We start from the raw sequence: 21,360 nt of genomic DNA, 5'->3' as shown, positions 1-21,360 counted from the left end.
ATCGCGGCGCTGTGCAGATCGGTGTCTGCACAGCGCCGCGATTTGGGCCTATCGAGGGGCGGTGGCGTTAGATTGCGGGGAAGTCGACCGTGGTGGCGGCCACGTTGTTGATCAGGTTGGTAAAGAAGTTTTCGGCCACCACGGCAACGATCTTCACGATCTGGCCGTCGCCGAACCCGGCGGAGCGGAGGGCCGCGATGTCTTCTGCCGAAACCTTGCCCCGTGCCTCGGCCACCTTGCGGGCAAAGTGCACGGCCGCTGCAGCATGCGGATCGGCCGAGGTTCCCTGCCGCGCCAGGTCGATTTCGTCCCTGCTCAGCTTGGCGAAATTGTGGCCGGTGAAGGTGTGGGCGGCATCGCAATATTCGCAGCCGTTCACAGCCGCCACGGCAAGGGCGATGCGTTCACGGGTCTTGAGATCGAGCCCCTTGCCCAGGCCCTGGTTGAGCGCCGCGTGGGCGGTGATCGCCGCCGGGCTGTTCGAGAGCACGCGGAAGAAGTTGGGCACTCGACCCAGCTTGGCGTTGATGGCGCCCAGCGCGGCCTGCGAACCTTCCGGGGCGGCGGCAATTTCGGGAATGGTGATGCGAGACATGACGATATCCTTTTGCCTGTGAGTTTGTCCGCTGGCGCTCATGCGCCGGTGGGAATGGGGTTTTCGACAAGGCTCTGGTTGAAGGCGTCGAACAGGGCATGCTCGCCGGCTCCGGGGTTGTCGCGCATGGCGCGGATGCCTTCGACGATCACCTCGGGCGCGTCGGTTGCCAGCGCCACCAGGGTCTGCTCGATGAAATCGGGCAGCGGCATCGCGCGGGGATCGCCGCTCTTGTAGATGAGGTCGGTATCGACCCACGGCGGGGCGATTTCCTGCACGCGCACCGATGTGTCGCGCAGCTGGAACCGCTGCGACAGCGCGTAGGAATGCAGGGCCGCCTTGGTTGCGGAATAGATCGCGTTGCTGGCGATCGGCACATAAGCCAGCACGCTGCTGGTGTAGAGCACGGTCGCTTCGGGCTTGGTCTTGAGGTGTTCGATCAGGGCCGAAGTCACGCGGATCGGTCCCAGCAGGTTGGTGGTGATCAATTCCTGCGCGAGCTCGTCGTCAACCGGGCCGGAGACGTCGTCGAACGGCATGAAGCCCGCGTTGTTGAACACGACATTGAGATCGGGGTAGCGCGCGATCACGTCCCGCGCTGCGCGCTGGATGCTATCGAGCTTGGTGACGTCGAGCTGTACCGACGCCATGCCGGGATTGGCTGCCGTCACCTCTTCCAGCAACGCGGTGCGCCGCCCCGAGATGATGACCTTGTTGCCCAGCTTGTGGAGCGCTTCGGCCAGGCCACGGCCAATGCCGCTGGTGCCGCCAGTGATGAAGATGGTGTTGCCGGTGAGTTTCATGACAGTAGTTCCGTTTCCGGGAGGGGGGGGAAGAGCGATCAGGCCGCGGCGTGGAAGCGCGGCGCGGAATGGGTGGCAGAGAGCTGGGGGCCGAGCGCGGCGCGGGCGGCCTCGAAGGCATTCCACAGCGCCACGTCGCGCAGCGCAGGGATGGTGCTGGTTTCGCCCTGGTCGAGCCCGGCGAGCGCAGCGTCGACCATGTCTTGCGCGTCCATCACGATCTCGGTGGGCAGGTGCTCTACCGGCAACCCGCCGAGGGCCCAGAAATCGGTGCGGGTGGCGCCGGGCAGTACGGACTGGGCGCGGATGCCCTTGTCAGCCAGTTCATGGTTCAGCGACGTGGTGAAAGCCTGCACGAACGCCTTGGTGCCGCCATAGACCCCATTGAGCAGTTCCGGGGCCACCGCGACGATCGAGGCGATGTTGATCACGGTGCCGCCGCCGCGTGCCACGAACCCTGGCACCGCCGCATAAGTCAGCCGCATCAGCGCAGTAACGTTGAGCTGGACCATGGCGGTCATCTTGTCGACGTCGCTTTCCAGCAGCGCGGTGTGCGTGCCGATCCCGGCGTTGTTGACCAGCGCCGTGACGCTGGCATCTTCACGCAGAACCTTTTCGACGCGGGCGAGGTCGGCGCTGTCGCCCAGGTCGGCGGCGAGCACTTCGACCGAGCGGCCGGTCTTGTCCGAGATCTGCGCGGCCAGTTCCTGCAGCTTGTCGCGGTTGCGGGCGACGAGGATGAGGTCATACCCCCGCGCAGCGAGACGGTCGGCATAGATCGCGCCGATACCGGTCGATGCGCCGGTGATGAGAGCGGTTCCCTTGGTGGTGGCGGTCATGGTCGTGGTCCTTGTGCTTGTCGGTGCGAGCGTCATCGCTCGTGACAAGGACCTTATGGACCAGACGGCCTATGTCTGATATGACGTAGAAACTACGTTTTTCAGACATAGCTTGTGGAGGCCACATGCCGCACGTTTCCATGGTGTTGACCCCAGGCTTCCAGTTCCTTGCGCTGGGGGTGCAGGCCGCCTTTGAATTGGCCAATGTCGTGCAGGAAGAACCGTACTATACCTTGTCGATCGCCTCGGTCGCGGGCGGGGAGGTCTTGTCGTCCAGCGGGTTTGCCGTTCCTACGGTGCCGTTGGCGCAGGTCGGGCCGGTTGATACCCTGTTGCTGCTGGCGGGGCTGGTACCACCGCCGCGCCAGGACGAGGCAACGCTGGAAACCCTGCGCACCATGGCGCGCGAGGCGCGCCGCGTGGCTGGCCTGTGCACGGGGGCATTCCTGCTCGGGCAGATCGGCCTGCTCGACGGTCGCCGCGCCACCACCCACTGGGCCTTTGCCCGCCAGATGCGCGAAGACTTTCCCAACGTGCGGGTCGAGGACGACCGCATCTTCATCAACGAAGGGTCGGTGTGGACCTCGGCCGGGCTTACCGCCGGCCTCGACCTGGCTATTGCCCTGATCGAAAAGGATCTGGGGCGCGATGTGGCTGGCGCGATCGCCCGCCGCCTGGTGATGCACCACCGCCGTGCCGGCGGCCAGTCGCAGCATTCCGAACTGCTCGAACTGGCGCCGAGCAGCGACCGTATCCAGAAGGCCGTGATCTTTGCGCGGGCGCACCTGGCCAATCCGCTGACCGTAGAGGAACTGGCCGAGATTGCCGCCCTCTCGCCCCGCCAGTTTGCCCGCGCCTTCCGCGCCGAAACCGGGCAGACACCGGCCAAGGCGGTCGAGCAGATCAGGCTGGAAGCCGCCCGGTTGATGATCGAGGAAACCCGCCACCCGATGGACCAGGTCGCGCGCGAATGTGGGTTCGTCGACATTCGGCGCATGCGGGAGGCGTTCATGCGGCAATATGGCCAGCCCCCGCAGACAGTGCGCCGGCTGGCCAAGGCCGCTTAAGCGTTCGCGCCCGAACCCTACAGCCCGGCCGTCACCAGCGACGGTCAGAGTTCGGGTAGGGTTTGTCCGGCAAAGCCCCAGCCGCGCAAGGCGGGTTGCGCGGCGCGGTCGATCAGCCTCTCGGCATCGGCGATCGAGAAGGGATGGGCATTGTCCATGCCATCCAGTTCGTCCCAGGTAATCGGCACGGCAACCGGTGCCCCTTCGCGGGCGCGAGCAGAGTAAGGCAATACCGCTGTGCTGCCGCGCTGGTTGCGCAGCCAGTCGATGAAGATCCGGCCCTTGCGCTTGGCCTTGCTCATGGTGGCGGTGAAGCGCTCCGGTGCGGCCAGCGCCAAGGCCTCGGCAAAGCGGCGGGCAAAGTCCTTGTGCGTGTCCCAATCGTGGCCGGGCGTAAGCGGTACCACCACGTGCACGCCCTTGCCGCCCGACAGCATGGCAAAGCTGACCAGGCCGATGTCGGACAGATGACCCGCGATATCGTGGGCAGCGCGGCGCACTTGCGCGAAGTCGAGGTCCTCGTCGGGATCGAGATCGAAGATCATCCGGTCGGGCTGTTCCACCGCCTGCGCGCGGGCACCCCAGCCGTGAAATTCGATCGAGCCCATCTGCACGCAGGAAAGAAGTCCGGCGCTATCGGTAACGTAGAGGTAATCCTCTGTTCCACCGTCCTTTTCGGTGATGGGCACATGGTGGACATCGTCGCCGAACGAGCCGCTGTCATGCTTCTGGAAAAAGCACGCCTTGGCCCGCCCTTGCGGACAGCGCACCAGGCTGAGCGGGCGGTTGGCGGCAAAAGGCAGCATCAGCGGCGCGATGGCCTCGTAATAGTGCGCCAGATCGCCTTTGGTCTGCCCGCTTTCGGGGAACAGGACCCGATCGGGATGCGAGATCTTTACAGGGGCAGTTGGCGCGGAAAGGGGGGCAGGGCGTTCGGGCGTCACATTCTTGGCCTTTTTATCCTGCCGCAGCCCGACAAAGCTGGCATGGCGCACGCGGCCGTCGGCGGTGAACTGGGCAAACGCGATTTCTGCCACCAGCTTGGGCTTGATCCACTGCGCGCCACGTGCCTCGGCCGGAGGGACCAGCGCCCCGGCCTTGCCCTGCGCCAGCGGCGCCATCACTTCGGCCAGTGCCTGCAGCGTCTTGGTATCGAAGCCCGTGCCAACCTTGCCTTTGTAGACCAGCGCGCCGTTTTCAATCTGGCCCAGCAGCAGGGCGCCGAACGGCCGCGCCCGCGCCGGGCTTTTCGTCCAGCCCAGCACGACAAACTCCTGTCGCAGCGTGCATTTGACCTTGACCCACTGGCGGGTGCGGTCTCCGCGATAAGGCGCATCCACCCGCTTGGCGATGATGCCTTCCTGCCCGGCCTGGCACATCGCACCGAACAGTTTTTCGCCGGCGCCGATGACATGCTGGGCAACATGGAGCGGTGGCTGCGCCTGTGCCATCAGCGCTTCGAGGCGTTCCTTGCGCTCGATATTGGGCAGCGGCTTGAGATCATCGCCCGCCAGACGCAGCAGATCGAAGGCGAAATAGGCCAGCTTTGCGCTATGGCCCGACTTGAGAGCGGCCTGCAGCGTTGAGAAGCTGGGATTGCCCTGCGCGTCGAGTGCCACGGCTTCGCCATCGATCAGCGCGGGCGGAAGGTCGAGCGCGGCCAGGGCGTCGGCCAGCGGCTGAAACCGTTCGGTCCAGTCCAGCCCGGTGCGGGTCAGCAGCTTTACCTCGGCACCATTGACCGCGGCGAGCAGGCGGTATCCGTCGAACTTGATTTCGTGCATCCAGTCGTTGCCGGTGGGCACGGCATCGACCAGCGTGGCAAGCTGCACCGGCTCGAACGCGGGCAGGCGGGCGGCAGTTTGGCGTTTTGCGCGGCGTTTGGGCTTTGCCGCGGCCGTGGCATTGTGGCGGGCCGCATGCTCCATCGCCTCGGCAAAGCGCTTGCCTTGCTTGCCGGCCAAGGACTGGCTGCCCTGCTTGTCGGCAGCGATCTGGGCCATGGAGCGGCCAGTCAGAACACTGGTCAGCCCGCGCTCCACCAGGTGTTCGCTGCTGCCGGCATGATCATCCGCCACTTTGCGCAGCAGCCAGTTCTCCCGCTTTTCCTTGCCGCGCGGCTTCATCCGCACGAGCAGCCACTCGCCGTTCATGCGCTCACCAAACAAGCGGAAATGCAGGTGGCCCTTTTCCAGGTCCTTGGCGCTCTTGCCTTCGACTGGTTCCCAGCGCCCCTGATCCCACAGCATCACGGTGCCGCCGCCATACTCGCCCTTGGGGATGCTGCCTTCGAACCGCGCATAGGACATGGGATGGTCTTCGGTGCGCACGGCCAGGCGCTTGTCATCGGGGTTGAGGCTAGGGCCACGCGTCACCGCCCAGCTTTTCAGCACGCCATCGACTTCCAGCCGGAAATCCCAATGCAGGCGGGTGGCGTCATGCTTTTGCACGACGAAGAGCTGGCCGTGCTCGCTGGGCTCTTCCACGCCCTTTGGCTCGGCCGTGCGGGTGAAATCGCGCTTGGCGTTATAGGGCGCAAGGGGATCGGCGCGGGCCACGAGACTATGCCTTCTTGCGACGGGCGGCAGGCTTGCGCGCCGCACTCTTTGCGGGTTTTCGCGCGGGCTTGTCCTCTCCCACCGATTTCTTCAGGGCGGCCATCAGGTCGATCACATTGCCGCCATTGCCACCGGAATCGTCTTCGGCATCTTCGAGAATGCGCTTGCCAGTGCCCGCCTTGCGCTTCTTCTCGATCAGCCGGTGCAGCGCATCGACATAGCGATCGTGGAATTCGGCAGGCTTGAACGGTGCGGTCTTCTTTTCGATCAGCGTTGTGGCAAGGGCGATCAGATCCTCTGACGGTTCCGTCTCGGGGATGTCCTTGAAATAGCCCTGCGCGCGGTGAACCTCGTCGGCATAGCGGAGCACTTCCAGCACCAGCCCGCGCCCGCATGGTTTAAGCGACACCAGTTGCTCGCGCCCGCGTACCGACAACTGGCCAAGCCCTACCCGCCTGGTTTGCCGCAGGGCATCGCGCAGCACGCCATAGGCTTCTTCGGCAAGGTCGTCGGCCGGCACCACGAAATAGGGTTTTTCGTAATACAGCACGTCGATCTCGGATGGCTCGACGAACTGTACCAGTTCTAGCGTCTTGCGGCTTTCCACCTGCGCCGCCGCGATCTCCTCGTCGTCGAGCAGGACATATTCATCCTTGGATACCTCATAGCCGCGAATGATTTCATCGCGGTCTACCGGCCCCACCCCGGGCGCCACCTTTTCATAGCGGATGCGCTTGCCCGACGGCTCGTGGATCTGGTGAAAGCTGATCGCCGCGCCAGAGCGCGTGGCAGGGTAAACCTCCACCGGAATGGAGACGAGCGCGAGCCGGATCTGTCCCTGCCAATAGGCGCGAGCGGGCATGGTGTACCTCCGCCTAGCAAAAGCGCCGGGCGTGGCAGGGGTTCCCTTGATGAACCTATGTCAAGATTGATGCCGGCATGCCGAAGAGCCACTCAAAAAGGCGCGACACTAAATTTTCCGGGCCGCTCCAGGGTTAACGATAAATTTTTCATATCCCGTGCAGTATCTGGCCGAGCCGACCAGGACGCCGACATCCGACGATGACGAACACGCTTTTCACGATCTATCTGTTCATCGTCGTCACGCTGGTCGCCAGCGCCGGGATGACCCTGTGGGAACGCAACGCGCAGCCGGCGCGCCGGCGGTTCCTGGGAACCTGCGCGGCCGGCTATGCCGTGCTGGCCACCGGTTGCGTGATCGCCACGACGCGCACGCACATTCCCGGCATTACCGGCGCGGTGTTGAGCAACCTCGTCATGCTGTGCGGCTATATGGTCGTGCTTGATGCGGTGGCGGCGCTCGATGGCCGGCGGCACCGGGGCAAGTCGGCGCTGCTGCTGGGCGGTATGGCTGCGCTATGGGCCTGGGGCGGGGCGCAGTGGGCGGTGTGGACCTGGCTCTATGCCGCAGCGGTGCCGATCGCGATCGTGTGTCTTGCCACTACCTGGGAGGCATGGCGCAGCCCGCCGTTGCGCACGCTGCGCTCGCGCAATGTGCTGATCGCTGTGACCGGGTTCCACGGTGTGGTCTATGCCGCGCGGGCACTCGTACTGCCGGGTATCGTGGCGCGCTTTGGCCAGGGTGCCATCGAACTGTCGAGCACGGTGACGCTCTATACCGGTGTACTGTATTCAGTCGTGCTGCCGATGGTGATGCTGGCACTGGTGCGTGAAGAGGCCGATGCCGGTCTGGTGCGCCTGGCCACGACCGATCACCTCACCGAACTGGGCAACCGCCGCTGGTTTTTCAGCGAAGGCGCCGAGTTGATCGCGGCCGCGCCCGGCGACCTGGCGCTGCTGGCCTTCGATATCGATCATTTCAAATCGATCAACGATCGCTTTGGCCACGCGACGGGTGACAAGGTGCTGAAATCCTTTGCCCTGATCCTGCGCGACGTGGTGGGCCCGCATGCCCTGCTGGCGCGCATCGGCGGGGAGGAATTTGCCATCATGCTGCCCGGGTACGACGGCCAAGGCGCGCGTCGCGTTGGCCAGGCGGTGATCGACAGCTTTGCCGACAGCGCGGTGCTGTGCCGTAGCGGCGTTGCCGTCAGCGCGACGGTGAGCGTGGGGCTGGCCGAACTGGGCAACACCGGCCGCGATGTGGCAACCTTGCTCGGCCTGGCCGACCGCGCGCTTTATGCCGCCAAGACTCTGGGCCGCAATCGCCTGGAACCCGCGCTGGTCGCGCTGGTGCCACCGGCAATGGCAGTGGCCTGATCCCTCGGTTCGATCGAGCTTGCAGCGTGGTTCTGGGACGCATGCCAGACCAGCACCAGATATGTATTGATTAATCACCAACCTTCCTTCACAACGGCGGTGAAGGCGCAAGACTGCCATGGCAGCGGCGCAGCACGAGACAAGCGCGGCGCGATGCCGGGCGGAGGAGAGCGATGCGCAACGATGAAGACGAGCGGCTGTTGTCGCCAGGATACGGCCGCACTTTCATCGCCATGAGTTTCCTGGTGGCGACGTTCAACTTCGCCGACCGTTCGGTCTTTGCTGTCACCGCGCAGGCGATCAAGAGCGACCTTGCGCTCAGCGATTTTCAGCTTGGCATACTCCAGGGCTTGTCGTTCGCAGTGCTCTATGCGCTGCTCGGCGTGCCGATCGGCCGGCTTGCGGAACGCCGATCGCGCCTGGGCATCATCACCGCCGCCATCGTGTTCTGGTCGGGCATGACGATGGCCTGTGCCGCGGCCGGCAGCTTTGTCCAGATGATGCTGTGCCGCATTGGCGTGGGCATGGGCGAGGCGGGATCGCAGCCGGCGACCTCGTCGCTGGTTGGCGATCTCTTTCCCCGGCAGCGGCGCGCCTCGGTCATGGGGCTGATCCTCCTCGGGTCTCCGATCGGTACGTTTATCGGCGCTTCGGCGGGCGGCGCGGTGGCGGGGCTGTGGGGCTGGCGCACCGCATTCGTGGTGATGGGCCTGCCGGGGCTGCTGATAGGCCTGCTCGTCGTGCTGCTGCTGCGCGAACCGCGCCGCGGGCTGGCCGATGGCCTTGGCGCAACGCCGCGCCCGGCGCCCGATTTTCGCGCGTTCCTCAAGGTGGTGGGGCGCAAGCCGGCGCTGGTCTACGTGATCGCCGGCGGCGCGCTGGCCGGTTTTGGGATGAGTTCGATCTCGCAGTTCCTGGCCGTGTTCCTCAGCCGTGCCTATGATCTGCCGGCGCGCACGGCCGGCACGCTCTATGGCACGATTTCGGCACTGGCGCTGGGCAGCGGGCTGCTGATCGGGTCGTTCGGCACCGACTGGCTGGCGCGGCGGGGTGATGGACGCTGGCCGGCCTGGGGCGCGGCGATCGGCCTGCTCATCGCGCCGTTCTCCTATTGGATTGCGCTCAATGCCGCCTCGCCGGTTACCGGCACGGTGCTGCTGATCATCTCGGGCTGCTTCCTGCTGCTGTATTACGGCCCGACCACGGGCATGATCCAGAACCTGCTGGAGCCGCGCATGCGCGCCACCGGGGCGGCGGTGTTCGGCATGTTCTATACCCTGGTTGGCTATGGCGGTGGCCCCACGTTCGTGGGCTGGATGAGCGACTGGTTCGCCACGCGGGCCTATGGCGCGGCGGATTATCTGGCGCGGTGCCCTGCTGCGCGGCCCGGTATGGGGGCGCTTGATGCCGCGCACCAGGCCTGCGCGATGGCCTCGGCCAGCGGGTTGCGGTCAGCTCTGATGGCGTCGGTGTGCGTGTTCTTTGTCGCGGCCGCGATGTTCCTGCTGGCCGCGCGCACCCTGCGCCAGGACTATTTCGTGGCGGAACCGGCGGCATGAGCGCGGATCTGCGTGCCTGGTTCGAGGGCTATATCGCCGCGTTCAACCGCAACGATTTTGACGGCTTTGGCGCCTATTATGCGCCGGACGTGGTCTTTGCCGGCCAGGCTGCCCAAGTGGTGGGGCGCGCGGCGGTGCTTGATTTCTATCGCACCGTGAAGGCGCACCTCGATGAAACGCTGGACCTGTTGACATTTGTCGGCGCGCCGGATGGCAGCCGCATTGCCGCCGAACTGCGCACGAGCCTGGTAGCGCGTCGCGACTGGCCCGAAATGCCGACCGGCGCCATGCGCGCGGGCGATCGTCGGGAGAGCGTTAACTTCGTGATCTATGATATTGAAGACGGACACTTTGTCCGCGTGCGATCGGCGCGCTTTGGCAGGGGCGCAGCATGACGCCCGAGGCCCGCCTTGCCGCCTATATCGATGCGTTCAACCGCAGCGATTATGATGCCTTGTGCGATTTCTATGCGCCCGATGTGCGGCTGGTGATCGGCAACGGCACCCAGTTGGTGGGCCGCGAGGCGATCGTGGCGTTCTATCGCCCGATCAAGCAGCAGACCCAGCGCACCATCACCGTGCGGCAATGCTTTCACGATGGCCAGGTGCTGGCGGCAGAGCTGGAATCCGAATTCCTGGCGCTGACCGACCTGCCGGAATTTGCTGCCGGGCCGATGCGGCGCGGTGATCGGCGCTATCTCAACAGCCTGGTATTCTATGATTTTGCCGGGCCGCATTACACCCGCATTCGCGCGGCGGTGCTCAAGCGGGCTTATCGCCCCGTGGCGTGAGCCTTGCTGCCCGGCCAGGGAAAGCCATCGGCCGGTTCGGTGCTGGGCGCGGCCGGCGCGAATGAGCCCGCACGGTTGACGTCACCTCCCAGATAGCGCGTGCCCGTGGGATAGGCATAAAGCGGCCGTTCGCGCAGCGCACCATCGGCGAGGCGCGCCACCGCCGGCACTGCATCGGGCACATTCCCTTGTTCGACCCATTGCACCATCGCCCCCAGGAAATCCTGCTCATAGGGCACATAGCCGCCCTGGCAGTGATAGCCACCGGGCACCAGGAACAGCCGGGCGAACGCGCGCGTGGCGGCAAGGCCGCCCATGGTGTCGCGCACGGCCTGATAGTAATCGAGCATGCCGCGCGCGCCGGCGGCGTTGTCGGCCAGGCCCTGCCACAGGATCAGCTTGCCGCCATGGGCGCGAAAGCGGGTGAGATCAGGATCGGTGGCATCGAACGGCGCCCCGGCGGCAAGCAGCCGGGCGAGGCTGGCTCGGGTGAAGCGCCAATCGCGCCAGGTGAAGTTTTCCGGCAGCGCATCGGGCAGCAGCAGCAGCCGCGAAAGAAACGCTTCGGCGGCAAACTTGCCGGTCTGCGTGGCCGCGCCCGGACCGACCCAGCCCAGTTCGCTGCCATAAGGCGCGCCACCTGGAAACAGCGCCGTACCATCGGGCGCGGTCGGCCCCTGGTAATAGGCCCGCGCGGCATCGACTTGTGATGTGTTGAGGCAATCGCTGCCGTCCTTGTCGCGGCAGCGGAGCGTGGCCGGATCGAAATGGCAGCGGCGCGGATCGTCGATCTGGCCATCGCGAATGCCGTCCAGCGCGTCACAGTTGGTGATTACCGCCTGGTGGAGCAGGGCGACTGCGGCGGGGGTGAAGACCTCATGCCCGGCTGCGTCGAGCCCGTGCTGCGCTTCCCACAGGAACAGTTGCATCGCTGCGGGCATGGAGACCGAGGAACCAGCAACAATGCCGTCGAAATCGTCGGGGTAGCGTTGCGCCTCCATCAAGGCATCGCGTCCGCCGCCCGAGCAGCCGACGAAATAGCTGGCCGTGGGCGCGCTGCCGTAAAACCGTGTGACGATTGCCTTGGCTGCCATCGCCGTGGCGTGGGTTGCCTTGTGGGCAAACTGCATTCGCAATTCCGGGTCACTGGCCCAGGTGGCATCACCGATACCGGCCCCGGAATGGCCGCCATTGTCAAAGGCCACGGCAAAGCCACCGTCGGCGAGATGGGCGTTGCTGCATGACGGCACGATGGTGTTGCCGATCACGCCACACATGCCGCCGCATCCGCCCTGAAGATAGCGGCCGCGATAGCCCGCCAGCGGCAGGCGCAAGACGAACTGGGTTTGTGGCGCGGCATAGCCGGTGACGATGCAGGTGGCATCTTGTTCGCTGGCACTGATCACGCGATAGGCGATCGGGTCGGCCCGCGCTGTGACGGGCGTGACCAGCGCGGCGCAGGGAAGCACGGGTGCCTGCGTGGCTCTTTCCGGCAGAGCGAGCAGCGGGGCAGCGGGAACAGCGTTGGCCGTGGCGGCGCAGAGCATGCCCAGCCAAAGACCGAATGCGAGTGCAAGGCCGCGCATCATGCGGCGTACCGTGCGATCAGCGCCTGTTCGGCGCCCAGCGGATCGGCGCGCGCGCCCGATACTGCCGCGAACACCATGGTTTCCCGCTGGGGCAGCCGATAGGCGGGCCAATGCGGAACACCGGCACCGTTGGGATCGCCATGGCGCGCAAAGTGCGTCCATGCCGCGCTCATGGTGTCGGCAAGCGGCTGCGCAGCGGCAAAATCGGGTCCGATCGCGCCGGGTGCGCGCGCCAGGGTATCGAACACCAGCGGCAGATCGAGGCCGTGCGGGCTGCGCATGCGGCCACCCTGCGGCTTGACCGGCCAATCGAGCAGATAGGCAAAGACCGGCGCCCGGCCGAGCGCGGCATGGCGATCGGCGGCGATGCGGGCGTTGCGGCCCATGCCCAGCTCGGTCGTGATGGCGAAATAGGCGTCACTTGCGCTGGCGCCGGGATGAAGCGCGCGAAAGCCGGCAATCAGGCCTGCCGCGTCGTGGACGCTGGCGGGAAGCATGGCCGGCAAGCCCGGCCAATCGAGCGTGAAAGCGCCGGGCGGGGGAAACAACCCGGTGGTTTCCGTGGCAGTATGGCCGACAAGCAGGGGAACGTCGGGCGCCACCGGCGGTGCGCCGGGGCCAAAGGGGGTGTGGGGCACGACGGTGCCATCGGCCACCACGCCCGGCCCGCGGGTGGGGTCACCGCCCGTTACCTGGGCGACGGCATCGAGCAGGCGTTTCGCCGGCACCTGGCGCAAGGCATCGAGCGCGGTTGGCGCCAAGCCGAGCGCGGCCATGATCGCACGGGTCTGGCGTTCCGCGTCATCGGGCGCGATGGTGTAGGTGCCAAACCCGCTTTGCAGGATCGCACGCTGAAACAGGCCGCGTGCCGCTGGCATCGCCAGCAGCGCCGCCACCTTTGATCCCCCGCCCGATTGCCCGAAGATCGTGACCCGGCCAGGATCGCCACCGAACGCGGCGATACTGGCGCGCACCCAGCGCAGCGCGGCGACAAGATCGAGCTGGCCGACATTCGATACCGCCGTGCCGGACTTGGCGAGATCCCCGAAATGGAGGTAGCCAAACGCGTTGAGACGGTGATTGACCGAGACCACCACCACATCGCGGCGCTGACACAGCCGCAGCCCATCGTTGACCGGCGCATCGCCGGCGCCCAGCGCAAAGCCGCCGCCATGGATCCACACCATCACCGGGCGGCGCTGCCCATCGTTCACGCCCGGCGTCCAGACATTGAGGACCAGGCAGTTTTCGCTTTGCCGCGCGCCTGTTTCGGCAGGGGCGCCGGGTGGGGCAAGCTGCGGGCAGCGATCGCCGAACGCCAGCGCGTCGCGCACCCCGGACCAGCGTGGTGGCGGCACGGGCGGCAGGAACCGCCGCGCGCCATCCGTGTCGGCGCCATAGGGCAGGCCGCGAAAGACATGCACGCCCTGCTCGATCGATCCTCGCACCAGCCCGCTGGTGGTGCGCACCACGCCGCCCTCTGCAGCACGGCTGCCCGGGGCCAGGCACAGTGCGCCGCCGGCGGCAAGCGTGGCGCCCAGCACGGTCCGCCGGTTGACAGGGGTGGTTAGCGCGGCGTTGTCAGCCATGGCAGGCACTCCGTAAACAGGGCTGGTGGAGGCCCGCTCGCTGGTCGGCCTCCATTTGCCACGATCGGCAGGGTCGGTCAGAAGTTGTAGCGTACGCCCACGCGGTAGCGCCGGCCGATCACGTCGTAATAGACCGAGTTGTTGTTGCCGTTCCACAAGGGCGGCGGCATCACATCGAACAGATTGGTGACGTTGCCATAGACCTGGAGCGTGCGCGGCCCGTTTTTGATCAGATCGAAACTGGCGCCGATATTGGTGTAAAACCGTGATGGCACGCGGTTGATGTTGATGCTGTTGACCAGATTGACGCTATAGCCTGGGTCTTCCGGCCCGATCAGCGACGCATCGTATTTGCCGCCCGAGATGAAATGCCCCTGCAGGTTGAGCGTGAGGCGGCGCAGCGTCAGCGAGGCGAACCCGTCAACCACCCAGGATGGTACCCCGTTGAGGCCGTTGTCGCCAGCCCGGTTGACCGGCGTGGTTGTGCCCGGCATCAGCACCGCGCTATTGGTCAGCTTGATGGTATGTGTGGCGAGGCCGCGCAGATCGAGCGATGATTCCGCGCCCAGGTTGGTGTGATAGCTGGCTTCGAAATCCAGGCCTTTGAGATCCTGGCGGTTGAGATTGAGATAGAGCACCGACACCGACTGGAGAATGCCGCTGGAATTGCGTGTCACCAGGCCACAGATATCGGCAGCGCCGGTGGTGTTGCAGGTATTGACGATGACCTGCGCGCCCAGCGTGGCGATCGCGTCGCGGATGCTGATCTTGTAGTAATCCGCCGAAAGCCGCAGCCCGCGCAGCGCTCCGCCGGGTTGCAGCGTGATCCCGGTGGTGAAAGTGCGGGCCTTTTCCGGGCGCAGGTTGATGTTGCCGCCGGTGTAGATCGTGGCGAACACTTGCGAGCCGGTCTTGGTATCGGACAGTGCGCCCACGCCCGTGACCGGGGTGGTGAACAGTTCTGCCGTGTTAGGCGCGCGGATATCCTGCGATTCCGTCACCCGCAGCAGCACCCCATCGATTGGCGCATAGGTGCCACCGATCTTCCACGTGGTGGCGTTGAAGCTGTTGGATACTGTCAGGTTGGCGGTGTTGTAATGGGTGCGGCGGATTGCGCCGTTCAGATCGAGGCTGCGGCCGAGCGGGCTGTCCTTGAGCAGCGGCAAGCCCGCTTCGACATAGCCCTCGATCACGTTGACGTGGCCGCGCGTGGGCGTGGCGTTGTAGACGTAAAAGCCGTTGGCGGCCGAGATCGGGTCCACGGTGATCGACAACTGATCGCGCCGCGCTTCCACCCCGGTGGCGAGCGTCATCGGCCCGGCCCAGCCTTCGAACAGCGTGCCGTGCACGTTTCCGGCGCCCGCCCACTGGCTGAACCGCGTGTGCTGGTAGGTCGTGCCAAAGGCATAGGCCTTGGCCTCTGGCGAGAACTGCCCTTGGCCCAGGATATCGAGCGGCCGGCACGCCGTGTTGGGATCGGTGAGCGCGACGCGGCAGATCGGCTTGCCGGTGACGGGATCGGCCACGGCATCGATCGCCTTGGCATAGTTGGCCGTGATGCGATCGTTGACCGTGGACTGGGTATAATCGGTCACGCCATACTGGACATAGCCATCCCATGCCCAGGTGCCGCCCAGCTTGCCGTTGGCGCCCGTGACGATGCGGAAGGTGTCGCGCTTGGACACGCTGTCCATCTGCCCGAAATCGGTGCCGAGCTTGCCGATGACGAGGCCGGTAATCCCGTTGGCCTGCATCGTCTGCTTGATCGCGCTGGGCAGGAACGGATTGTCGATCCTGATCAGGCTGCCGTTGCCAGGGAAACCGCCATCGCGCACTTCGGGCCCGCTGGTATAGCCGGCGACATGGCCATAGCTCATGTCGATGAAGCCCGTGAAAGCGGGGGAGGCTTCGTATTCGAAATGGCCGAACGCGTTGTAGCGCGTGACCGGGATCGACAGCGCGGGATCGCCGAAGAAGCTGTTGAGGCCGGCACCCGTGCCGCCCTCCATGAACAAGGCCCCGGCGTTCTGGCCATAAGAGAACGGCACGGGGTTGCCATTGGCATCGAACTGCAAACCGCCGAGCGGCCCACCGCGCGCGGCCGAGCGCGTGCCGGCAGCATTGACGACGCCGGTGATCAACCCGCCCGGCGTGAGCGTGGCGGTGTGCACGTTATAGGCAATGTTGTTGGCCGGCCGCCCGTTGATACCAGCGGTCTGGGTCAGATTGCCCACCTCGTTCGAGCAGTTGGTGCGGGTGTAGCATCCGCCTACGCCCAGATCCTTGTCGTATTCCGCGCCGACCACGGCGTGGCCGCGGCCATCGGCAAAGCTGGTGCCGGCCGCGATCTGGGCCACGTAGTTGTTGCCATCGCCGCGATCGGTCACACCATATTCGAAATTGCTGCGCACCCCTTCGAGATGCTTGTTGAGGATGATGTTGATCACCCCCGAAACCGCGTCGGAGCCATAGGCGGCAGAGGCGCCGCCGGTGACGATATCGGCGCGTTCGATCAGCAGCGTGGGGATCAGGTTGAGATCGACCGTGCCGGTGGACGTGCTGGGGGCAAAGCGCCGGCTGTCGACCAGCACCAGCGTGCGGCTTTGGCCAAGACCGCGCAGATCGGCGATGCGGGCGCCCGCATTGACCGGGCTGATATTGGACCCCACGGTCGAATTCGATGGCGAGGACGATGCGCGGAACGAGGGCAGCGTGGCCAGGGCTTCGCCAATGTTGGTCGAGCCCATCTTTTGCAGCCGCTCGGTGCCCAGCGTGGTAACCGGCGTGGGCGCGTTAAACGAGGAGTTGGCAAGGCGCGAACCGGTGACGATGATCGCCTGCTCTTCGGCGCGTTCGGCCCCAGCGGGCTGATCAGCGGGCAGATCGGCGGAGGGGGCCGGCGTTGCGGCGGGGGCCTCTTGCGCCGCGGCGCATGATGGCAGCGCGGCAAGGCCAAGCGCGGCACTGGCGAGCAGCCTGGCGTGGCGGGCGGAAGCGTTGGCAGTCTTACCCTTCATGATGGCGTCCTCTCTCGTTCCCCGATTGCAGGTTCGGGGTTTATGGTTCTGATGATGGCATTCGTGCGGGGGGGGGGGGGTGGCTGGGCGCCTGGATCACCGCACGAGGTAATAGCGAAACAGCGAATGGTCGGGCGGATCGCTGGGCGATACGTGCGGCCGCCGCGCGCCCACCCCAACCAGCACGCTGCGGTTGAGCCATTCGTGCGGCCCGGTCGGCGCGCGGAAATAGGGCGTGCAGCGGAAATAGCGCGGAATGGCTGGCGCATCGTCGGCCATGCCGGGAAGCCGCAGCGGTCCGTGCACATAGCCACGGTTGTGGATGTAGATATGGGCGCCGTCGTCGGCCTCGATCATGTAGTGGGCGTTCAATTCGACTACGCCGTCGGCGCGCACGATCGGCCAATCCGCGCCACTGAAATCGACCAGCCGGCCGTTGAGCCGTGGCCCCGACACGATGCAGTCTGCGCCGACCGAGGTGTAGCCGGCGCTGGCTCCGCCCGAAATCGGCCAGACCCAGCGCTTGTCGAAATTGATGCGGATATCGAACGCGTGCTCGGCATGCAGCGCAAGATCGTCGGCGTGGTCCATGACCTAGTCCTCCCTGGCCGGAACAACCGGCAGCAGCAGGTGCGATGGGTGTGCCGCGCCCAGGTGCAGCACGTGGCGCCCGGCGTTGCGGGTCTGCTCGTGACGGGCAAAAGGCAGGCCGGGCAGGCCTTTGTCGGGAATGTCACGCCCCTGGATCACCAGGCGCAGGCTTTCCCCGGCGGCAAAGCGGGTGGACGACGGCCAGATCTCGATATCGACCGGCACGATTTCACCGGGGCGCAGGCGCTGCTCGGCCGTATGCGCATGAAACGGCTGTAGCGGGGTGCTGCGCTGTGGATCGGTGGCGCGATGGCTGGCGCGCAACCAGCCCAGGGCAACCGGCCCGTCTTCGAAAAAGGCGTAGAAGGTCTGCCCCACAGGCGCGCCGGTGGCGTCATGCTTTTGCAGGGCAACGAACAGGTCCATGTCGTCGGCGCCCTCGGCCTCCACCCACAGGCGCAGGGAGGCATGGCCGGTGATCTCGGTATCCTGGGCAAAGCGGTGCTCGAACACGGCGCTGCCGGTTTGTGCGTCATAGGCCGTTTTGCCTGCTGCGTGCGGTGCGGCCAGGTGCAGTCCACCGTCGGCGCCTAGCCACAGCGGCGTCGGCTTGATGCGGGCCAGCGGCCATTCGGCCTCGTCGCGCCACTCGGCAATATCGTGGCGATCGCGCACTTCGATCCGCACGCGCGGCCAGGCCGCCAGGCTGGTTGCGCGGCCAAGCAGGAAGTGATCGAAAAACGCTTCGCGCCCGGCCTGGCTCTCGGGCCGGTAATAGTTGGCCCACTTCTTTTGACCGTGCACGGTCAGCCATTTTTGCGGGCTGGCCATGGCCTTGAACGCTTCGAGCGTGCCACGGGTGTGCAGCCCTTGGTCCGACCAGCTTGCCACGACCCAGGCAGGGGTGCGGATCGCGCCGAGGTCGATTTCCTTGCCCTGCCAGAACGCATCGTGGAGCGGATGGGCCTGGGCATTGGCCCAGGTGTCTTCGGTTTGGCCCAGCGAATAGGCGATGTTGTCCGACGCGCGGGGCAGGAACCCGGTTTCGAGAATGCCGCCGTGATAGGCGAATTCGCGATACCAGTCGGTAAAGCCTTCCCACGGATTGATCGCTGCCAGCGCGGGCGGGGCCAGCGCCGCCACCCAGAACTGGATCGCGGCGAGATAGGAGACCCCGGTCATCCCGATCTTGCCGTTGGACCAGGGCTGCTCTGCCAGCCAGGCGATGGTATCGGCGCAGTCCTGCGCCTCTACCGCGCCATTGTGGTGGAAATCCCCTTCGGAAAGCCAGGCGCCGCGCGGATCGACTACTGCCACGGCATAGCCGCGTGGGCACCAGGCGAGGGGGTCGGCGCCTTCGAACGGCGTCAGCGGTGAAAGCCAGGCGGGATCGACGCCGGAATGGGGCCAGAACACCCGGTTGCTGCGGGCGTGCTTGCCATAGGGGCTCCACGACAGCAGGCAGGGCAGGTCTGCCAGGCCCACCGTTCCTGCCGGGCGATAGATATCTGCATAGATGCGCACGCCATCGCGCAGCGGGATCGCCACGTTGCGTTCGATCACCAGCCCGGCATCATGCTCTACCGCATGATCGCGCGGCGGCAGGGGCGGCTTGCCCGGCGCGCTATGGGGATCCTTGCCGGGGCGCATGAGCGGGGCGAACGCGGGCGCAACCATCACAGCACCACGAAGTAGTGAATGCGGTTGGCGTTGGGGATCTTTTCCGCCACGCCGATGAACACGTGCTGGCTCATCCAGGCATGAGGCCCCTCGGGCGCTTCGAACCGGGGCGCCACGCGCATGTAGTAATCGTCGGTGCCCACGTCCTCGTTGCGGGCCATGCGCGCCGCGATTTCGGGGCTGCGTGCCCAGCGATAACCGCGGTTCTGCATATAGATCACCGCGCCATCATCGGCTTCGAGTAAGTAGCGCGCATCGAAGTCGATCACGCCGTTGGGGCGCTGCAACGGGAAATCGCCACCCGACATCGGGATCACCCGGCCGTTGAGGCGTGGCCCCTCGATCGTGCCCTTGGCCGCATAGATCGCCGCGCGGGTATCGCCAATGGCAGAGGGTTCGATCCAGCGCAGACCGGCGAGATCGATCGAGATGGTAAAGGCAAATTCGCAGCGCGGCGCGAACGGATGGTCGGACGCAAGGGGGTGCGCCGACACCGGGGGGTGTGCCGGCGCGGGGGGGTGGGATTCGGCCAAGCGATCCTCTCCTGAATGGCTTTGCGAGTTGTTGATTTCTCACTATGTCAGGTGTTGATACATCCACAAGTCTGGCATGACAAGGGGCATTCTTTTGGCTATGGCGATGGGCATGGACACGGACAGCGCCAGTGAAAATCCCAGCTACGCGCGCGTCGCGGATGACAGTTCCCTCGTGCCGGGCCAGAGTGACGGGCACGCGATGCTGGCCGCGTCAGAGCGGCGCTGGCAGCTGTTCGGGCTGAGCCATCTGCCCTATCGGGTCCTGCTGCTGGCCAAGATGATCGACCGCGTCACCTCGCAACACGTGCGCGACCGCGCGGCCATGTCGCTGGCGGAATGGCGCGTCATCTCCCACGTCGAACTGATGAAGCAATGCAGCGCCGCCGAAATTGCCGAGGCGGCATTTGTTGATCGTTCCGAGGTGAGCCGCGCGGTTGCCGCGCTCGAGTCGCGCAAGCTGATCCAGCGCGATCCCAACCCGCGCAACCGCAAGAGCAGCCTGATCTCGCTGACGCCGGAAGGAAAGGCGATCTACGCCATGGTGCGTGAAGAACGCACCCATATGTACGAGGAATGGCTGGAAGACCTGTCGAGCGAAGACCGCGCCCAACTCGACACCGCACTGCGCACGGTGATGCGCCGCATCGTGCTGTCAAACCCGGATGCGCTGAAGGCGTGAAGCCAGCGACATCGCGGTTTCATGCGGTCGTTTCGACCTGGCCATAGGCCTATCCAATGGCATCAGAGGTAAAATGTATTTCTGGCTGATAGCGCGCTGCCGTATCGCGGGCCGATAAGGCGGTGCAGGAGAGGATGCATGCGGGCGATTATCCGTCATTCCGGCAGGCATGAGTCCGAGTGTCGCTACGTTCTCCCAATGCTCCAATACATTCAAAACGCTGAGCTGCGACGCGCTACGACGCGGCTTGCCAGCGCAAGGAATAGAATGATGCGCAAGGTAATTCTGGCCAAAACTCTCGCGGTCGTGGTTTGTGCGGCGATGGCGGGCAGCGCTGTTGCCTCCACCAAGCCGGCAACAGCGGCGGCGGCCAGCACCGCCCCCGCGCAAGCGTCAGATGGGCTGTTGCTGCTCGGGACGGCCGGCGGCCCCCTGGCGCGCGCCGATCGCGCTGGCATTGCCACGCTGCTGACGATTGGCGGCCGGAATTATCTCGTCGATGCGGGCGAAGGAGTGGTGCATCAACTGGGCAAGGCAGGAATGCAGGCTCCCGCAGCGCCGATCGTTTTCCTCACCCACTTGCACGATGATCACTATGCCGGGCTGCCAGGGCTGGCATCTTTCAGCTATACGCTGCGCGCGCCACGTCTTGATGTCTATGGCCCGGCTGGCACCGTCGATTTGGTCAGGGGTGTGGTCCAGGTCATGGTTCCCAACGCTCGCATCCGCATGGCTGAGCAGGGATTGAAACACACCCCCGCAGAGTTCGTGGTGGCCCATGAATATGGGGCGGGCACCATCTTCGACGATGGCAACGTGAGCGTGTCGGCCGTGGTCAACACGCACTTTGACTTTCCTGACGGAAGCCCGGCGGCGGTCAACAAGTCGTATTCTTTGCGCTTTGACGCAAAGGGGCGCTCTATCGTGTTCACCGGCGATACCGGTCCCTCTCAAGCAGTGGCGACGCTGGCCAAAGGCGCCGACGTTCTGGTTTCGGAAATGGCCTCGCACGCTGATCGTGCGGCGGTGCCGCCGTTTGTGCGACCACACATGGACCGCGAACATCTCTCGCCGCTGGAAGTGGGCAAGCTGGCCGCAGCGGCAGGAGTAAAGACCCTGGTCCTCACGCATATTGGCGTCACCGATCCATCGGACGTCGCTGAAATTCGCAGCGTTTTCAAAGGGTGGATCATCGTGGGTGCAGACCTGACCAAAGTTGCGCTTTGA

General features: G+C 65.5%; 18 protein-coding genes. 7 read left to right on the top strand and 11 right to left on the bottom strand.

Annotated elements, in window-relative coordinates; genetic code table 11:
• Positions 1-67 precede the first annotated feature (67 nt).
• Genes IP65_RS07275 through IP65_RS07265 form a run of 3 tightly spaced genes read right to left on the bottom strand, consistent with a single transcriptional unit; the run spans position 68 to position 2,237 of the window.
• Positions 68-595, bottom strand: a complete 528-nt coding sequence (locus IP65_RS07275) for a carboxymuconolactone decarboxylase family protein (RefSeq protein ID WP_054131286.1) — start codon at positions 593-595, stop codon at positions 68-70.
• A 38-nt stretch (positions 596-633) separates the two neighbouring features.
• Complete coding sequence (locus tag IP65_RS07270; RefSeq protein ID WP_054131210.1) at positions 634-1,398, bottom strand: SDR family oxidoreductase; 765 nt, start codon at positions 1,396-1,398, stop codon at positions 634-636.
• A gap of 38 nt (positions 1,399-1,436) precedes the next feature.
• Positions 1,437-2,237 carry an SDR family oxidoreductase gene (locus tag IP65_RS07265; RefSeq protein ID WP_022676596.1) on the bottom strand — a complete coding sequence of 267 codons (801 nt, stop codon included), beginning with the start codon at positions 2,235-2,237 and terminating at the stop codon, positions 1,437-1,439.
• 125 nt (positions 2,238-2,362) lie between these two features.
• On the opposite strand from IP65_RS07265, the gene IP65_RS07260 reads away from it, so the two are divergent.
• The gene (locus tag IP65_RS07260) at positions 2,363-3,304 is read left to right on the top strand and encodes a GlxA family transcriptional regulator (protein ID WP_054131209.1); all 942 of its coding nucleotides are present in this window, start codon (positions 2,363-2,365) and stop codon (positions 3,302-3,304) included.
• 44 nt (positions 3,305-3,348) lie between these two features.
• On the opposite strand, the gene ligD is transcribed toward IP65_RS07260, so the two are convergent.
• Both ligD and IP65_RS07250 read right to left on the bottom strand, forming a co-directional pair.
• On the bottom strand, positions 3,349-5,862 hold the full coding sequence (gene ligD, locus IP65_RS07255) for a DNA ligase D (protein WP_054131208.1): 2,514 nt from the start codon (positions 5,860-5,862) through the stop codon (positions 3,349-3,351).
• A gap of 4 nt (positions 5,863-5,866) precedes the next feature.
• The gene (locus IP65_RS07250; protein ID WP_054131207.1) at positions 5,867-6,724 is read right to left on the bottom strand and encodes a Ku protein; all 858 of its coding nucleotides are present in this window, start codon (positions 6,722-6,724) and stop codon (positions 5,867-5,869) included.
• A gap of 200 nt (positions 6,725-6,924) precedes the next feature.
• Between IP65_RS07250 and IP65_RS07245 the strand changes: the two genes are divergently transcribed.
• From IP65_RS07245 to IP65_RS07230, 4 genes are all read left to right on the top strand, one after another.
• Complete coding sequence (locus tag IP65_RS07245) at positions 6,925-8,103, top strand: diguanylate cyclase (RefSeq protein WP_054131206.1); 1,179 nt, start codon at positions 6,925-6,927, stop codon at positions 8,101-8,103.
• Positions 8,104-8,276: 173 nt separating this feature from the next.
• Positions 8,277-9,662, top strand: coding sequence for an MFS transporter (locus IP65_RS07240; protein WP_022676591.1), 1,386 nt, complete (start codon positions 8,277-8,279; stop codon positions 9,660-9,662).
• On the top strand, positions 9,659-10,057 hold the full coding sequence (locus IP65_RS07235; protein WP_022676590.1) for a nuclear transport factor 2 family protein: 399 nt from the start codon (positions 9,659-9,661) through the stop codon (positions 10,055-10,057). Before IP65_RS07240 ends, IP65_RS07235 begins: the two co-directional genes overlap by 4 nt.
• Entirely contained in the window at positions 10,054-10,452 is a 399-nt protein-coding gene (locus IP65_RS07230) for a nuclear transport factor 2 family protein (protein ID WP_022676589.1), read from the top strand. The genes IP65_RS07235 and IP65_RS07230 overlap by 4 nt, the downstream gene beginning before the upstream one ends.
• Here the strand turns inward: IP65_RS07230 and IP65_RS07225 are convergent.
• From IP65_RS07225 to IP65_RS07200, 6 genes are all read right to left on the bottom strand, one after another.
• Positions 10,434-12,041: a tannase/feruloyl esterase family alpha/beta hydrolase gene (locus IP65_RS07225; RefSeq protein ID WP_054131205.1), complete on the bottom strand. Its 1,608-nt coding sequence runs from the start codon at positions 12,039-12,041 to the stop codon at positions 10,434-10,436. The genes IP65_RS07230 and IP65_RS07225 overlap by 19 nt on opposite strands.
• On the bottom strand, positions 12,038-13,630 hold the full coding sequence (locus tag IP65_RS07220; protein ID WP_054131204.1) for a carboxylesterase/lipase family protein: 1,593 nt from the start codon (positions 13,628-13,630) through the stop codon (positions 12,038-12,040). Before IP65_RS07220 ends, IP65_RS07225 begins: the two co-directional genes overlap by 4 nt.
• A gap of 77 nt (positions 13,631-13,707) precedes the next feature.
• On the bottom strand, positions 13,708-16,647 hold the full coding sequence (locus tag IP65_RS07215; protein ID WP_054131203.1) for a TonB-dependent siderophore receptor: 2,940 nt from the start codon (positions 16,645-16,647) through the stop codon (positions 13,708-13,710).
• Between the two features lie 96 nt (positions 16,648-16,743).
• The gene (locus IP65_RS07210) at positions 16,744-17,238 is read right to left on the bottom strand and encodes a DUF3237 domain-containing protein (RefSeq protein ID WP_022676585.1); all 495 of its coding nucleotides are present in this window, start codon (positions 17,236-17,238) and stop codon (positions 16,744-16,746) included.
• A gap of 3 nt (positions 17,239-17,241) precedes the next feature.
• Positions 17,242-18,888, bottom strand: coding sequence for a CocE/NonD family hydrolase (locus tag IP65_RS07205; protein WP_171800870.1), 1,647 nt, complete (start codon positions 18,886-18,888; stop codon positions 17,242-17,244).
• A 26-nt stretch (positions 18,889-18,914) separates the two neighbouring features.
• Positions 18,915-19,412 carry a DUF3237 family protein gene (locus IP65_RS07200; protein WP_054131201.1) on the bottom strand — a complete coding sequence of 166 codons (498 nt, stop codon included), beginning with the start codon at positions 19,410-19,412 and terminating at the stop codon, positions 18,915-18,917.
• Between the two features lie 151 nt (positions 19,413-19,563).
• Between IP65_RS07200 and IP65_RS07195 the strand changes: the two genes are divergently transcribed.
• Together IP65_RS07195 and IP65_RS07190 are read left to right on the top strand one after the other, a co-directional pair.
• Positions 19,564-20,133, top strand: a complete 570-nt coding sequence (locus IP65_RS07195) for a MarR family winged helix-turn-helix transcriptional regulator (RefSeq protein ID WP_167542873.1) — start codon at positions 19,564-19,566, stop codon at positions 20,131-20,133.
• Positions 20,134-20,400: 267 nt separating this feature from the next.
• Positions 20,401-21,360: an MBL fold metallo-hydrolase gene (locus IP65_RS07190; protein WP_054131199.1), complete on the top strand. Its 960-nt coding sequence runs from the start codon at positions 20,401-20,403 to the stop codon at positions 21,358-21,360.

It is taken from the genome of Novosphingobium sp. AAP1 (assembly GCF_001295765.1).
In the GTDB taxonomy this organism is placed as follows: Bacteria; Pseudomonadota; Alphaproteobacteria; order Sphingomonadales; family Sphingomonadaceae; genus Novosphingobium; species Novosphingobium capsulatum.
Note: the sequence above shows the minus strand (reverse complement) of the source record. Positions and strands in the feature narration are given on the sequence as shown.

Bases quoted from the DNA above. Each gene is read 5' to 3' on its own strand.
- IP65_RS07275 (WP_054131286.1), bottom strand. From the start codon at position 595: ATGTCTCGCATCACCATTCCCGAAATTGCCGCCGCCCCGGAAGGTTCG.
- IP65_RS07270 (WP_054131210.1), bottom strand. From the start codon at position 1,398: ATGAAACTCACCGGCAACACCATCTTCATCACTGGCGGCACCAGCGGC.
- IP65_RS07265 (WP_022676596.1), bottom strand. From the start codon at position 2,237: ATGACCGCCACCACCAAGGGAACCGCTCTCATCACCGGCGCATCGACC.
- IP65_RS07260 (WP_054131209.1), top strand. From the start codon at position 2,363: ATGCCGCACGTTTCCATGGTGTTGACCCCAGGCTTCCAGTTCCTTGCG.
- IP65_RS07250 (WP_054131207.1), bottom strand. From the start codon at position 6,724: ATGCCCGCTCGCGCCTATTGGCAGGGACAGATCCGGCTCGCGCTCGTC.
- IP65_RS07245 (WP_054131206.1), top strand. From the start codon at position 6,925: ATGACGAACACGCTTTTCACGATCTATCTGTTCATCGTCGTCACGCTG.
- IP65_RS07240 (WP_022676591.1), top strand. From the start codon at position 8,277: ATGCGCAACGATGAAGACGAGCGGCTGTTGTCGCCAGGATACGGCCGC.
- IP65_RS07235 (WP_022676590.1), top strand. From the start codon at position 9,659: ATGAGCGCGGATCTGCGTGCCTGGTTCGAGGGCTATATCGCCGCGTTC.
- IP65_RS07230 (WP_022676589.1), top strand. From the start codon at position 10,054: ATGACGCCCGAGGCCCGCCTTGCCGCCTATATCGATGCGTTCAACCGC.
- IP65_RS07225 (WP_054131205.1), bottom strand. From the start codon at position 12,041: ATGATGCGCGGCCTTGCACTCGCATTCGGTCTTTGGCTGGGCATGCTC.
- IP65_RS07220 (WP_054131204.1), bottom strand. From the start codon at position 13,630: ATGGCTGACAACGCCGCGCTAACCACCCCTGTCAACCGGCGGACCGTG.
- IP65_RS07215 (WP_054131203.1), bottom strand. From the start codon at position 16,647: ATGAAGGGTAAGACTGCCAACGCTTCCGCCCGCCACGCCAGGCTGCTC.
- IP65_RS07210 (WP_022676585.1), bottom strand. From the start codon at position 17,238: ATGGACCACGCCGACGATCTTGCGCTGCATGCCGAGCACGCGTTCGAT.
- IP65_RS07205 (WP_171800870.1), bottom strand. From the start codon at position 18,888: ATGCGCCCCGGCAAGGATCCCCATAGCGCGCCGGGCAAGCCGCCCCTG.
- IP65_RS07195 (WP_167542873.1), top strand. From the start codon at position 19,564: ATGGACACGGACAGCGCCAGTGAAAATCCCAGCTACGCGCGCGTCGCG.
- IP65_RS07190 (WP_054131199.1), top strand. From the start codon at position 20,401: ATGATGCGCAAGGTAATTCTGGCCAAAACTCTCGCGGTCGTGGTTTGT.